Consider the following 13,981-nt stretch of genomic DNA (forward strand, 5'->3'; position numbering starts at 1 on the left):
ATGTCGTTTTTAGGTAAATTATCTATAGATGCAATTCCGTTTCATGAACCTATTATCATGGTTACCATGGCGGTGATTGCTATAGTCGGGCTTATTATAGCTGGGCTAATAACAAAATATAAAAAATGGGGTGTGCTTTGGCGCGACTGGATCACCTCGGTTGATCATAAACGCTTAGGCGTTATGTACATTTTATTAGCGCTAATCATGCTGTTTCGTGGTTTTTCTGATGCCATTATGATGCGTGCGCAGTTAGCGCTTGCTACCAGTGGCGCGCCAGGTTATCTGCCGCCAGAACATTACGACCAAATATTCACCGCCCATGGCGTTATTATGATCATCTTTATGGCGATGCCATTTATGATTGGTTTAATGAATATTGTTGTACCACTGCAAATTGGTGCTCGCGATGTGGCTTTTCCATTTTTAAATAATTTAAGTTTTTGGTTTACTGCTAGTGGCGCCATTTTAATAAATCTATCGCTGATATTTGGTGAGTTTGCTAAAACAGGCTGGGTTGCTTACCCACCGTTGTCGGAGTTGACCTTTAGCCCTGGGGTGGGGGTCGATTATTATATTTGGGCCTTGCAAATATCGGGGCTCGGTACGCTATTAACCGCTGTTAACTTCCTAGTGACAGTATTTAAAATGCGTGCCCCTGGTATGACACTGATGAAAATGCCAATTTTCACATGGGCATGTACCTGGGCAAATATCTTAATTGCGGCATCATTTCCAATTTTAACCGCAGTGCTGGCCATGCTAACGCTAGACCGTTATTTAGATTTCCACTTCTTCACTAATGAAGCCGGCGGTAACGCCATGATGTATATCAACCTGTTTTGGGCATGGGGTCACCCAGAGGTATACATTTTAGTATTACCAGCTTTTGGTATCTTCTCTGAAATAGTGTCGACCTTCACTGGTAAACGTTTATTTGGTTATAAATCGATGGTATATGCCAGCGGTGCCATTTCTATTCTTGGTTTTATTGTATGGTTACATCACTTCTTTACTATGGGCTCAAGCGCTAATGTAAATGCCTTCTTTGGGGTGATGACCATGGTCATAGCTGTACCTACTGGGGTTAAGTTATTTAGTTGGCTGTTTACTATTTACCGTGGCCGTTTGCGCATTACTGTTCCCGTACTGTGGACGCTTGGTTTTATGGTTACCTTCAGTATTGGTGGTATGACGGGGGTATTACTGGCAATCCCTGGTGCCGATTATGTATTGCATAACAGCTTATTTTTAATCGCTCATTTCCATAACACCATCATTGGTGGCGCAGTATTTGGCTACTTAGCCGGGTTTGTTTTTTGGTTTCCAAAAGCAATGGGCTTTAAGCTTGATGAGCGTTGGGGTAAAGCGTCATTTTGGTGTTGGTTAATCGGTTTCTTCGTAGCCTTTATGCCATTGTACGTACTCGGCTTTTTGGGCATGACGCGTCGCTTAAACCACTCTAATAATCCTGATTGGAATATCTGGCTTTATATTGCTGCAGTGGGTGCCGTGATTATTATGTTCGGTATTATTTGCCAAGTTATTCAGCTTTATGTGAGCTTTAAAAACCGCGAAGCGCTTGATGATACCACTGGCGATCCTTGGAACGGTCACACCCTTGAATGGTCAACGTCATCACCACCGCAATACTATAACTTTGCTGAAATCCCGCATGTTGATGATATTGATACATGGACTGATATGAAAGAAAAAGGCCTAGCTTATCAAGGTAAATCTAGCTATAGCCCAATTCATATGCCAAAAAATACCGCATCGGGTGTGCTTATTGCTGCGAGTTTAACGGCGTTTTGTTTTGCCATGATCTGGCATATTTGGTGGCTAGCAGGGCTTGGTTTTATTGGCGCGATTGCGCTGTTTATTAACCGTGCTTACACCAGTGATGTAGATTACTACGTGCAAAACGATGAAATATTACAAATTGAAGGCGCGCATATTGCCAGTAACACGAAGGAGGTAAGCGCATGAGTACGTTATCTGCAACTCAAGGCCATGTAAATTTAGAGCCTCATAGCGTAAGTCATACGCATGAACATCACGATACCTCAGGCGATACAATCTTTGGCTTTTGGCTTTATTTAATGACCGATTGCCTTTTATTTGCCTCATTTTTTGCAACCTACGCAGTGCTTTATATGAACACCGCAGGCGGTGTATCGGGCAAAGATATTTTTGAGCTTGATTTTGTTGCCGTTGAAACTGCGGCGCTACTTATAAGTAGTATTACTTTTGGTTTTGCCATGATTGCCGCTCAAGGGCAAAAAAAGGCGCTGACGCTTGGTTGGCTCGCGGTCACTTTTTGTTTAGGCGCGGTGTTTATTGGTATGGAAATTTATGAGTTTCATCATTTAATTGTTCATGGCAATGGCCCACAGCAAAGTGCTTTTTTAACATCGTTTTTCTCATTAGTGGGCTTGCATGGTTTACATGTAACTGCAGGCCTTATCTGGATGAGCATAATGATGATTGAGGTGATTAAGCGAGGTTTAGGTAAACAAACCGTCACGCGCTTAAGTTGCTTAAGCTTATTTTGGCACTTTTTAGATATTGTGTGGATTTGTGTATTTACCGTTGTTTATTTAATGGGGGCAATGTAATGAGCCATAGCGAAACACATGCTTTAGAGCAAATGCAAAGCCAACATCATGATCAATCACATGGTAGTGTTAAAACATACCTGATTGGCTTTGTCTTATCAGTGATTTTAACGGCCATTCCATTTTGGATGGTGATGGAGGGCGACTTTTCAAAGGTCACCACACTCTGGAGTATCGTTACTTTAGCAATCGTGCAAATTTGGGTGCATTTAAAATACTTTTTACACCTTAATTTCACCACTGATGAAGGTAAAGCAAATACCTTTACCTTCTTGTTTAGCGCGTTGATCATCGTCATGGTGGTTGGACTGTCTGTTTGGATCATTTATGAATCAAACGCAATGATGATGTACTAGAGGTTTCAGATGTTTCGTCGTTATTTAGCTGTTACTAAGCCAGGTATTATTATGGGGAATTTGATCAGCGTTGCCGGTGGTTTTTTACTCGCCGCCCGCGGTGATATAGACCCATGGTTAATGTTGGTTACCTTGGTTGGTTTATCGCTTGTTGTTGCATCGGGATGTGCCATAAACAATGTTATTGATAGAGACATTGATGTTGCCATGGCGCGTACTCGCTCACGTGTGACTGTAACGGGCGAAATGTCTGCAAAAGCCGCTTTAAGCCATGGCGTGTTATTAGGGTTAATTGGCTTTGGCTTATTAATCGCCTTTACCACTCAAGCGGCGGTATTTTTTGCCGCCTTTGGCTATGTCATTTATGTAGGGGTTTACAGCCTCTACATGAAACGTAACTCTGTTTACGGCACCTTTATTGGTAGTTTGTCGGGCGCAGTTCCACCTGTTGTTGGCTATTGCGCTGTTACGGGGGTGTTCGATATGGGCGCATTAATATTGCTGGTGATGTTTAGTTTGTGGCAAATGCCGCATTCATATGCGATTGCTATTTTTCGCTTTAAGGATTACCAAGCCGCTAATATTCCAGTATTGCCCGTGGCGCAAGGTGTTAATAAAGCTAAGCGCCATATTGTGCTTTATATTGCGGTATATGCTTTAGTGGTGATGTTATTGCCAATTAGTGGTTATACCGGTGCTGCCTTTATGGCCGTTGCCTGTATTACCAGTTTTTGGTGGTTACTCATGGCACTTAGAGGGTATCGCTACAACATAGACACCACCCGTTGGGCACGCCAAGTGTTTGCGTTTTCAATTATTAATATTACCGCTTTGAGCATTGCCATGGCGGTAGATTATCAAACAATTGCGCCACAATTAGTGGCGCTAAACTGATCTTATCTGATCAATGAACCGAGTTAATTCCCAAAGTTAACCAAAGGCTCTGAGCATTGCGAGGAGCCTTTTTTCGATTTATTTTAATTTTTCTGCATCGTAATACATGGGTTTTAATGTGCCACAATTTATAAACTTATAATTGAGTTCACCAGCAGAAGGCACTTCGGTTGAGGTACGGAACTTTTGTAAGCAGGCGCCATTTAAATCAACAAACATAATATGATGAAAGCTGGGCGGTTGGGTTATTTGATGAATATAAATACGGTTATTGTTTTTTAGCGTAACCATATCGTACTGCTGCCATTTTGAGGCTGGATTTAAATCGGTTAGCTCACGCGTAAACATTTGCTCGCTGAGCTCTATCAGTTTATCACTGTAAACTAAGCTACCCCCTTGCTTGTAATCACCAAGGTATACATCGGCGGTAATCGCGACTTCTTCGCCTCGCATTAAGCGTTGAATATTAAACGGCTTTGGTTTTACTGTGATTAACTCAGCATCACGTACTAGATCTAAAAACGGAATATCCGATACATCCACTTTGTACATAACGTGCATATTATAAGGAAGCTCATAGCTTGGAATATTAATGGCGTAGACACTTGAACCATGGTTAACCAGTACCATGGCATGCTCTGCTTCATATTTGGGATCTAATGGCGGAAGCTCAGGTGGGTCTTCAGCCAGAGCGCTTATCGGTAAAACTAAACAGATAAACAATAATATAAAAGTGAATAACCGCATAATAACCTCAATTAATTTATAAGCTTAAAGTATAGCTTAGTTTATATATTTATTTTTTATTTAAAAACTGGCCGCTTGTTCTATAACAATGCCATGGCGTTTTGCAAGGCGCTGATGATCTCTGTCATAGCCTCCACCAATTACAGTGGCAACAGGGGTATTATTTGCAAGGCAGCGTTTAAGTACTAAGTGATCGCGCTTTTCTATCCCTTGCCAACTAATATCCAGTTTACCTAAGCCATCCTCTTGCCAAATATCAACGCCAGCATCATACAAAACCAGATCTGGGTTAAGCTCGTTTAATAAAAATTGCAGCGTATCGTCAACAATGCCTAAGTATTCAGCATCTTGCATATTATTGGCTAAACCAATATCTAAATCGCTAGGGGACTTTCTAAACGGGAAGTTTTTCTCGCAGTGTATTGAACAGGTAAACGCATAAGGTTGATGAGCCAGCATAGCTGCGGTGCCATCGCCTTGGTGAACATCTAAATCAAAAATCAGTACGTTGGTCACTTCACGATTTTGAATTAACGTTTGTGCAGTAAAAGCTAAATCGTTCACCATACAAAAACCCGAGCCAAAATCACTGTGGGCATGGTGAGTGCCGCCCGCTAAATGGCACGCAAGCCCATTTTTAAGCGCTAAACGTGCGGTTTGCAGTGTTCCCAGCGGAGCGGTAAATGTGCGGTTCATTAGTGCTTGTGACCAAGGCAGGCCAATACGGCGCATGGCTCTTTCATCTAGGCGGTTATGCCATAAATCGTGAATGTAGTTTTCACAATGTACTATTTCTAGCTCTTCTACACTACCATGTGGTGGTTCTATGATATTACTGCCAGCAAGTCCAAGGGTTTTAACATGCTGGTGTAGCTGAGCAAATTTACTCATTACAAAGCGATGCTTGGGATCAAAACTAAACGAGTAGTTAGGATGATAAACTAAAGGTAGATTGGGGTTTAAACTCATATCTGCGTCGTTTAATTATTTTTGGTTATGGTAATCAACTTCACGCAGTGCGTCTATTTATGTTTGGTGAATAAGCGTTTCAAGCTCCCTATGTAGTAATGTTTCATCAGCAAGGTTTAGCTCAATCAAGCGTTTTAGGTGAGTAATGCTATCTATATCAATACTATGGCATTTAAGACCAATATGGTTTTCTTCTATATGACGAATAACCACCGGCATTTTTATTTCAATATCGCTTTGCGGCAATGTAAAGCGCAGTACTGCTTCGTCATTTTTGTTCCCAGTAAATGCATCACTTTTAGTAATAAGCGCACCATGTAAAGAGATATCTAATAGAGTGCATTCATACTGGCTGCTAGCCAAGTCTAATTGTGCTGCTGTAGAGAACATAATACGAGAAAATTGCCGACGGTTTTGCATAATAATCTTATAAAGCTGTTATTTATAATAAGCATAGCTGGTAATGCCCAACACGCCAATTTGCTTAAAGTACAAATAATATAAGTATAAAAAAACCCCACATTAAATGCAGGGCTTTCAACTTATTAACTGTGGCTGTTAGCCAATTCTTTTATACTTAATACGCTTAGGTTGTGCAGCTTCTGCGCCTAATGTCTTTTTAAGCCACTCTTCGTATTCAGTGTAGTTACCATCAAAGAAGTTAATTTGACCTTCGTCGCGGTAATCTAAAATGTGTGTAGCAATACGGTCAAGGAACCAACGGTCATGCGAGATACACATTACACAACCAGGGAATTCTAAAATAGCATTCTCAAGGGCACGTAATGTTTCAACATCCAAGTCATTGGTTGGCTCATCCAGAAGCACCACGTTGCCGCCTGCTTTTAACAGCTTAGCTAGATGTAAACGGTTGCGCTCACCACCAGATAAGTCTTTAACAAACTTTTGCTGATCGTTGCCTTTAAAGTTAAAGCGGCTAACGTAAGCACGGCTTGGGAACTCAAAGTTACCAATTTTTAGTACATCTTGGCCGTCAGAGATTTCTTGGAATACCGTTTTGCTTTCGTCCATGTTGCCACGGAACTGATCAACGGTTGCCAGTTCTACTGTTTCACCAATGCTGATATTACCGCTATCTGGCTGTTCTTCACCGCTTAACATTTTGAATAGCGTTGATTTACCTGCACCATTGGCACCAATAATACCCACAATAGCGCCCTTAGGCATGCTAAAGCTTAAGTCATCAATTAAAACACGGTCGCCAAAGCTTTTACGTAAGTTGTTTACTTCTAATACTTGGTCACCTAAACGTGGGCCAGGTGGAATAAACAATTCGTTGGTTTCGTTACGTTTTTGGTAATCAGACTGTTGTAGTTCGCTAAACTGCGCCATACGTGCTTTTGACTTAGCTTGACGACCTTTAGGGTTTGAGCGCACCCATTCAAGTTCTTGTGCAATCGACTTTTGACGTGCTTTTTCAGATTTTTGCTCTTGTTGTAAGCGGGCATCTTTTTGCTCAAGCCAAGACGAGTAGTTACCTTCCCACGGAATACCTTCACCACGGTCAAGCTCTAAAATCCAGCCAGCAACATTATCAAGGAAGTAACGGTCATGCGTTACTGCCACAACAGTGCCTTCGTAGTCATGTAAGAAGCGCTCTAACCAGGCAACCGACTCAGCATCTAAGTGGTTAGTTGGTTCATCGAGAATCAGCATGTCTGGTTTTTCAAGTAACAAACGACAAATAGCAACACGACGGCGCTCACCACCCGATAGGTGCTCAATTTTAGCATCCCACTCAGGTAAACGAAGTGCATCGGCAGCACGCTCTAATACGTTATCGATATTATGACCATCGTGGGCTTGAATAACCGCTTCTAATTCACCTTGCTCTTTAGCCAGTGCGTCAAAGTCAGCACCTTCCATTGCGTATTCGTTATACACTTCGTCAAGGCGGTTAAGGGCATGTTTTACTTCACCTACAGCTTCTTCAACAATTTCACGAACTGTTTTGCTTTCGTCTAAAACAGGCTCTTGCGGTAAGTAACCAATTTTAGTGCCTGGTTGAGGGCGAGCTTCACCTTCAAACTCTTCATCAACACCCGCCATAATGCGAAGTAGTGATGATTTACCAGAACCATTTAAACCTAGCACACCAATTTTTGCGCCTGGGAAAAAATGCAACGAAATATCTTTTAAGATAGTGCGTTTTGGTGGCACAACCTTAGATACTCGACTCATCGAGAATATAAACTTATCAGGTAAAACCATGGAAGAAGCCTTCAAATAATAATAAAAATTTCAATGCTGTATTGTAGTGGCTCACAGGTGAAACAGTCAACGAATGCCACTGTTTTAAAGTACATATTCAATTTATACAAACCGCGTGAATAAATTTCATTTAGACATCTATACATCTAGAGGTTGATATTTTTGGCATTCTGTTCATAATGAGAGCGTATTAACTCTCGGTTTTTATGAGCAGGAGCTTTAAGAATGCCAATTACAGTAGAAGACGAATTGCCAGCTATTGCACGTTTACGTCATGAAAACGTGTTTGTAATGCCAAAAACGCGTGCAAAAACCCAAGAAATACGCCCTATGCGTTTGGCTATTCTTAATCTTATGCCTAATAAAGTAGAAACCGAAGTACAGTTTATTCGCTTGTTGGCTAACTCTCCGCTGCAAGTAAATGTTGAGCTATTGCGCCTTGATACGCACCGCAGTAGTAGCAACTCTGAGCAACACTTAGATACTTTTTATCGTTATTTCTCAGAAGTAAAAAACAACAACTACGATGCACTGTTAATTACCGGTGCACCGCTCGCACATTTAGAGTATGAAGAAGTAGCGTATTGGGAAGAGCTCAAAGTAATTATTGATTGGGCCGAGCAACATGTAACTTCTACCTTGTTTTCGTGCTGGGCTGCCCACGCGGCCTTATACCACCGTTATAATTTAAAGCGCGATTTAAAAGACAATAAACTCTGCGGGGTGTTTACCCACCAATGCTACTTTGCCCATGGTGCACTTACCCGCGGCTTTGACGATACCTTTTTAGTACCCCACTCACGCTATGGCCACATAGATATTAATAAAATAAACGCCTGTGAAGAGCTGGTGGTATTAGCGGGCTCTGAACGAGTAGGGGCGTATTTACTTAAAAATAAATCGGGCAGCCAAGTGTTTATTACCGGCCACCCCGAATACGATGCCGACAGTTTAAAAGCCGAATATGAGCGCGATTTACAAAAAAGCCCCGATGCGCCAAAGCCCGAAAACTATTTTCCTGATGACGATGCCAGCAAACAACCGTCTAAAACATGGCAAAGCCACGCGTTTTTACTGTTTTCAAACTGGTTAAATTATTACGTTTACCAAACCACACCCTATGATATTAACTTAGTTAGCCAAGACGTAAGGACTAACAACTATGCCGAATAATTCTCAAAACAATAAGCATGAACAGCTGAGCACTGCGCTCAAACAGCGCATTTTAATTTTAGATGGTGCAATGGGAACCATGATCCAAGCGCATAAGCTTGAAGAGCAAGATTACCGGGGTGAACGTTTTAAAGATTGGCACGTGCTTATTAAAGGTAATAACGATTTATTAAGCCTAACCAAGCCTGAAATTATTACTGATATACACCGCAGTTTTTTAGCCGCCGGTGCCGATATTATCGAAACTAACACCTTTAACTCGACCACTATTTCGATGGAAGATTACGACATGGCGAGTATAAGCCGTGAAGTTAATTTAGAGTCAGCTAAGTTAGCCCGTGCTGTATGTGATGAATTTAGCGCTAAAATCCCAGAAAAACCGCGCTATGTAGCGGGTGTTTTAGGGCCAACATCTAAAACGTGTTCGTTATCGCCGGATGTAAACGACCCCGGCTATCGTAATATCACCTTTGATAAGTTAGTGACTGCGTATGTCGAGTCAACCCTGGCGCTTATGGAGGGCGGTGTAGATATTATTTTAATCGAAACCATATTCGACACGCTTAATGCAAAAGCCGCCTCATTCGCGGTAGAAGAAGCGTTTGAACAAGCAGGGCGTACATTACCAGTGATGATATCAGGCACTATCACCGACGCCTCAGGCCGCACGCTTTCAGGGCAAACCACCGAAGCATTTTATAACTCTATTCGTCACATTAAGCCGCTTTCAATTGGCTTAAATTGCGCCCTTGGGCCAGATTTACTGCGCCAATACGTTGAAGAGCTATCACGTGTGTGCGAAACCTTTGTCTCTGTTCATCCTAACGCGGGCTTACCCAATGAATTTGGAGAATACGACTTAGAAGCAGACGATATGGCAAAAGAGATCATAGATTGGGGTAAATCGGGCTTTATTAATATTGTTGGCGGTTGCTGCGGCACTACGCCTGCGCACATTCGTGCCTTTGCCAAAGGGCTTGAAGGCGCAGCACCACGAAAATTACCAGAGCTTGAAGTGCGCATGCGTCTGTCAGGCCTAGAAGCCTGTAACTTAAATTAAGGAGCCGCCAATGACCCAACAAATTGCAGTATTTACCAATGTCGGCGAGCGTACTAACGTGACTGGCTCGGCCATGTTTAAACGTTTGATCATGGAAGAAGACTACGAAACCGCCCTTAATGTGGCCCGCGAACAAGTAGAAAATGGCGCCCAAGTTATTGATATCAACATGGACGAAGCCATGCTGGACTCAAAAGCGGCCATGGTTAAGTTTTTAAACTTAATTGCCTCAGAGCCTGATATTTCTAAAGTACCTATAATGGTCGACTCCTCAAAGTGGGAAGTTATAGAAGCAGGCTTAAAGTGTATTCAAGGCAAGGCCATTGTTAACTCCATTTCACTTAAAGAGGGTGAAGAGCCGTTTATTCGCCAAGCTAAAATTATAAAACGCTTTGGCGCCGCCGCTGTTGTAATGGCGTTTGATACCGAAGGTCAAGCCGATACTGCCGATCGTAAGTTTGAAATTTGTGAGCGCAGCTACCGTATTTTGGTCGACGAAATTGGCTTTCCGCCAGAAGACATTATATTCGACCCCAACATATTTGCCGTTGCCACCGGCATAGAAGAGCACGACAACTACGCCGTAGAATTTATTGAAGGCACCCGCCGTATTAAGCAAAATTTACCCCATTGTAAAGTATCGGGTGGGGTGTCAAACGTATCGTTTTCGTTTAGAGGTAATAACCCAGTACGTGAAGCGATTCACTCGGTATTTTTATATCATGCTATAAAAGCGGGTATGGATATGGGCATAGTAAACGCAGGGCAGCTTGCGGTTTACGACGACATCCCCGAGGAACTTCGCAAAGCCGTAGAAGACGTAATTCTTAATACCGACCCAGGTGCTGGCGAGCGCCTTGTTGAACTTGCGCCTAAATATTCAGGCATGGCACAAGCTGAGCGGGTAGAAGATTTAGAATGGCGCACTTGGCCGGTTGAAAAACGCCTAGAGCATGCCCTTGTAAAAGGTATAACCACCTTTATAGATGAAGATACAGAAGAATGCCGCGCCGGCGCCGATAAACCTATTCACGTCATTGAAGGGCCACTCATGGATGGCATGAACGTGGTAGGAGATTTATTTGGCGCCGGTAAAATGTTTTTACCGCAAGTGGTTAAATCGGCTCGTGTGATGAAGCGAGCAGTGGCCTACCTTGACCCATTCATTGAAGCCGAAAAAGAAGAGGGCGCGACCAACGGTAAAATTGTTATGGCTACCGTAAAAGGTGACGTGCATGACATAGGTAAAAACATTGTTGGCGTAGTACTACAATGTAATAACTACGAAGTAATCGACCTTGGCGTAATGGTGCCAGCAGATAAAATACTGCAAACCGCGATTGACGAAAAAGCCGATATTATAGGCCTTTCGGGCTTAATTACCCCATCGCTTGATGAAATGGTACACGTTGCCAAAGAAATGAAACGTCGTGGCCTTGAGCTACCACTCATGATTGGTGGGGCAACCACCTCAAAAGCGCATACCGCAGTTAAAATAGAGCCGCAGTACGACAAAGGCGTGGTGTATGTAAATAACGCCAGCCGCGCCGTGGGTGTGGTGTCTAATTTATTATCAAAAGAGCATAAAGCAGAGTTTTTAGCTAAAACCAGCGCCGAGTACGACAAAGTACGCGAACAACAAGCACGCAAAAAGCCGCGCTCAAAACCAGTTACCATACAGCGCGCCCGCGATAATGCTGCAAAACTCGATTGGGATAACTACACGCCACCAGTGCCTAAAAAGCTGGGCGTGACTGAGTTTAAAAATGTATCAATCGCGACTTTACGCAAATACATAGACTGGACGCCGTACTTTATGACCTGGTCAATCGCCGGTAAATATCCGCGCATAATGACCGACGAAGTAGTGGGCGAACAAGCACAAAGCTTGTTTAAAGACGCCAACGATATGCTCGATGAGCTTGAAAAGTTAGGCACTTTGCAACCATTAGGTGTTATTGGTTTATTCCCAGCAAACCGTGTGGGCGATGATATAGAAATTTACACCGACGAAACGCGAAAAGAGCTATTAACTACCTCATGTCATTTACGCCAACAAACCGAAAAAACCGACTTTGCTAATTACTGTTTAGCTGATTACATTGCGCCAAAAGGCACGCCTGATTACTTTGGTGCGTTTGCGGTAACAGGTGGCTTAGAAGAAGACGATCTTGCTGACGCGTTCGATGCCAAGCAAGACGACTACAATAAAATAATGGTAAAAGCGGTTGCTGATAGGCTCGCCGAAGCCTTTGCTGAATACCTGCACGAACAAGTGCGTAAAGAGTATTGGGGATATGCACCTGATGAAAACCTAGGTAACGATGAGCTAATACGCGAAAATTACCAAGGTATTCGCCCAGCACCGGGTTACCCAGCGTGCCCCGAGCACACCGAGAAAAAGAAAATTTGGCAACTACTCGATACCGAAAAACGCATTGGTATGCAGCTCACCAGCTCATACGCCATGTGGCCAGGTGCCGCGGTATCAGGTTGGTACTTCTCACACCCACAAGCTAAATACTACGCCGTAGCAGCAGTACAGAAGGATCAGGTAGAAGACTACGCCAAGCGAACGAGTATGACGCTCGCAGAAGCCGAAAGGTGGTTATCGCCCAACTTGGGGTATGAGCCGGAGTAAAGCGCAGCGGTCAGTTTTTAGCTGTCAGCTATCAGTAAAAGAGAAACGAGCCAAGTTAGGCTCGTTTCTCTACTTTAGGAACGTGTTTGTTTGCAAATAGTTTGTTTAGTGGAATTATTAATTAATGTATAAACTCCCGTTTTAAGGGGGAGCTAACTACAATAATGGCACTGGTTAAGCTATCAGCTTTTTTAAAAGGATTTACATGAAGAAAAAAACTTCAAACTTAGTCGTTATATTTTTATCTGCATTCATTACATCGTTTGTTAGCAGCTATTTAACTGATTCAATAATAAGCCTAAAAAACTTATCTTTTTATATTGAGTTGTTACTTTTCCTCGCTATTTATTTGGTAATTTATTTCCCACTAAATAGCGTATTCGAAAAGCTCATCGTTAATTTAACATCCGATAGTTAACAAAACAGTAAGGCAGAATAGAACATAATGAGTCAGAAGGTTTGCTTCATAATACTTTACAACTATTTTTAGTTTATTGTTATATCGAACAATTGTGTAGCATTTTGCTTGCTCTTAACCACTCTTTAACAAGGCAATTTTATGAAAACAATTGGCATGCTTGGTGGCATGAGCTGGGAGTCAACCTCCAGCTATTATAAAGCGCTAAACCACGGTGTTAAAAATGTATTAGGTGGGCTGCATAGTGCCAAAATTTGTATGGTGAGTGTTGATTTTGCAGAGATTGAAACGCTGCAGCATCAGGGTGATTGGCAACAAACAGCTAAGTTACTCACCGAGGCGGCTAAATCAGTAGAGGCTGGTGGTGCCGACTTTTTACTTATTTGTACCAACACTATGCATAAAGTGGCCGATGAGATTGCTAGTAATATTACCATTCCTATTTTGCACATCGCCGATGCTACCGCCGAGCAACTAAAGCACGATAACATTACGCGAGTAGGGTTGTTGGGAACGCAATTTACAATGGAGCAAAACTTTTACAAAGAGCGTTTAATCGATAAGCATAACATTGAGGTATTAATACCTGAGCCTAATGAGCGAAAGCGAGTGCACGAGGTTATTTATTCGCAGTTATGCCAAGGGGTTATTGATGACGATTCGCGAGCTGATTATATACGTATTATAGAGCGCTTATTTGCACAAGGCGCGCAGGCCATCATTTTAGGTTGTACTGAAATCGCTTTGTTGGTAAAGCCACAACATACACAGGTTCCACTTTACGATACCACCAAAATACATGCCGAAGCAGCAGTAAAACTAGCGCTGGCAAAATAGTTAAGCTTGAGATAACAAAAAAAACCGCCAATTGGC

The 13,981-nt window shown here is 42.5% G+C and carries 12 protein-coding genes; 8 read left to right on the forward strand and 4 right to left on the reverse strand.

The annotated features are described in order from the left end of the window. From cyoB to cyoE, 4 genes are read left to right on the forward strand one after another with little or no spacing between them, the layout of a single operon-like run. Positions 1-1,989: a cytochrome o ubiquinol oxidase subunit I gene (gene cyoB, locus AC27JR_RS13845; RefSeq protein WP_008111914.1), complete on the forward strand. Its 1,989-nt coding sequence runs from the start codon at positions 1-3 to the stop codon at positions 1,987-1,989. Further along, complete coding sequence (cyoC, locus tag AC27JR_RS13850; RefSeq protein ID WP_008111916.1) at positions 1,986-2,618, forward strand: cytochrome o ubiquinol oxidase subunit III; 633 nt, start codon at positions 1,986-1,988, stop codon at positions 2,616-2,618. The genes cyoB and cyoC overlap by 4 nt, the downstream gene beginning before the upstream one ends. Then, positions 2,618-2,974 carry a cytochrome o ubiquinol oxidase subunit IV gene (gene cyoD, locus AC27JR_RS13855; protein ID WP_008111918.1) on the forward strand — a complete coding sequence of 119 codons (357 nt, stop codon included), beginning with the start codon at positions 2,618-2,620 and terminating at the stop codon, positions 2,972-2,974. Before cyoC ends, cyoD begins: the two co-directional genes overlap by 1 nt. A gap of 9 nt (positions 2,975-2,983) precedes the next feature. Next, a complete protein-coding gene (cyoE, locus tag AC27JR_RS13860; RefSeq protein WP_008111919.1) occupies positions 2,984-3,868 on the forward strand; it encodes a heme o synthase in 885 nt (294 codons plus the stop codon). A gap of 78 nt (positions 3,869-3,946) precedes the next feature. On the opposite strand, the gene AC27JR_RS13865 is transcribed toward cyoE, so the two are convergent. From AC27JR_RS13865 to ettA, 4 genes are all read right to left on the reverse strand, one after another. Continuing rightward, complete coding sequence (locus AC27JR_RS13865; protein WP_008465482.1) at positions 3,947-4,615, reverse strand: hypothetical protein; 669 nt, start codon at positions 4,613-4,615, stop codon at positions 3,947-3,949. Positions 4,616-4,675: 60 nt separating this feature from the next. Then, positions 4,676-5,584: a histone deacetylase family protein gene (locus AC27JR_RS13870; protein WP_487173926.1), complete on the reverse strand. Its 909-nt coding sequence runs from the start codon at positions 5,582-5,584 to the stop codon at positions 4,676-4,678. A gap of 57 nt (positions 5,585-5,641) precedes the next feature. Next, entirely contained in the window at positions 5,642-6,004 is a 363-nt protein-coding gene (locus AC27JR_RS13875) for a PilZ domain-containing protein (RefSeq protein WP_487173927.1), read from the reverse strand. A 138-nt stretch (positions 6,005-6,142) separates the two neighbouring features. Continuing rightward, a complete protein-coding gene (gene ettA / locus AC27JR_RS13880; RefSeq protein ID WP_372862179.1) occupies positions 6,143-7,816 on the reverse strand; it encodes an energy-dependent translational throttle protein EttA in 1,674 nt (557 codons plus the stop codon). A gap of 225 nt (positions 7,817-8,041) precedes the next feature. Between ettA and AC27JR_RS13885 the strand changes: the two genes are divergently transcribed. From AC27JR_RS13885 to AC27JR_RS13900, 4 genes are all read left to right on the forward strand, one after another. Beyond that, the gene (locus AC27JR_RS13885) at positions 8,042-8,989 is read left to right on the forward strand and encodes a homoserine O-succinyltransferase (protein WP_008111930.1); all 948 of its coding nucleotides are present in this window, start codon (positions 8,042-8,044) and stop codon (positions 8,987-8,989) included. Then, on the forward strand, positions 8,979-10,049 hold the full coding sequence (locus AC27JR_RS13890) for a homocysteine S-methyltransferase family protein (RefSeq protein WP_487173928.1): 1,071 nt from the start codon (positions 8,979-8,981) through the stop codon (positions 10,047-10,049). The genes AC27JR_RS13885 and AC27JR_RS13890 overlap by 11 nt, the downstream gene beginning before the upstream one ends. Positions 10,050-10,059: 10 nt before the next feature. Then, the gene (gene metH / locus AC27JR_RS13895) at positions 10,060-12,690 is read left to right on the forward strand and encodes a methionine synthase (protein ID WP_487173929.1); all 2,631 of its coding nucleotides are present in this window, start codon (positions 10,060-10,062) and stop codon (positions 12,688-12,690) included. Between the two features lie 559 nt (positions 12,691-13,249). Then, on the forward strand, positions 13,250-13,945 hold the full coding sequence (locus tag AC27JR_RS13900) for an aspartate/glutamate racemase family protein (RefSeq protein ID WP_487173930.1): 696 nt from the start codon (positions 13,250-13,252) through the stop codon (positions 13,943-13,945). Positions 13,946-13,981 lie beyond the last annotated feature (36 nt).

Source organism: Pseudoalteromonas sp. NH0006-26 (assembly GCF_057552415.1).

Bases quoted from the DNA above. Each gene is read 5' to 3' on its own strand.
- metH (WP_487173929.1), top strand. From the start codon at position 10,060: ATGACCCAACAAATTGCAGTATTTACCAATGTCGGCGAGCGTACTAAC.
- AC27JR_RS13885 (WP_008111930.1), top strand. From the start codon at position 8,042: ATGCCAATTACAGTAGAAGACGAATTGCCAGCTATTGCACGTTTACGT.
- cyoD (WP_008111918.1), top strand. From the start codon at position 2,618: ATGAGCCATAGCGAAACACATGCTTTAGAGCAAATGCAAAGCCAACAT.
- AC27JR_RS13900 (WP_487173930.1), top strand. From the start codon at position 13,250: ATGAAAACAATTGGCATGCTTGGTGGCATGAGCTGGGAGTCAACCTCC.
- AC27JR_RS13890 (WP_487173928.1), top strand. From the start codon at position 8,979: ATGCCGAATAATTCTCAAAACAATAAGCATGAACAGCTGAGCACTGCG.
- AC27JR_RS13865 (WP_008465482.1), bottom strand. From the start codon at position 4,615: ATGCGGTTATTCACTTTTATATTATTGTTTATCTGTTTAGTTTTACCG.
- cyoB (WP_008111914.1), top strand. From the start codon at position 1: ATGTCGTTTTTAGGTAAATTATCTATAGATGCAATTCCGTTTCATGAA.
- AC27JR_RS13870 (WP_487173926.1), bottom strand. From the start codon at position 5,584: ATGAGTTTAAACCCCAATCTACCTTTAGTTTATCATCCTAACTACTCG.
- cyoC (WP_008111916.1), top strand. From the start codon at position 1,986: ATGAGTACGTTATCTGCAACTCAAGGCCATGTAAATTTAGAGCCTCAT.
- cyoE (WP_008111919.1), top strand. From the start codon at position 2,984: ATGTTTCGTCGTTATTTAGCTGTTACTAAGCCAGGTATTATTATGGGG.
- AC27JR_RS13875 (WP_487173927.1), bottom strand. From the start codon at position 6,004: ATGCAAAACCGTCGGCAATTTTCTCGTATTATGTTCTCTACAGCAGCA.
- ettA (WP_372862179.1), bottom strand. From the start codon at position 7,816: ATGGTTTTACCTGATAAGTTTATATTCTCGATGAGTCGAGTATCTAAG.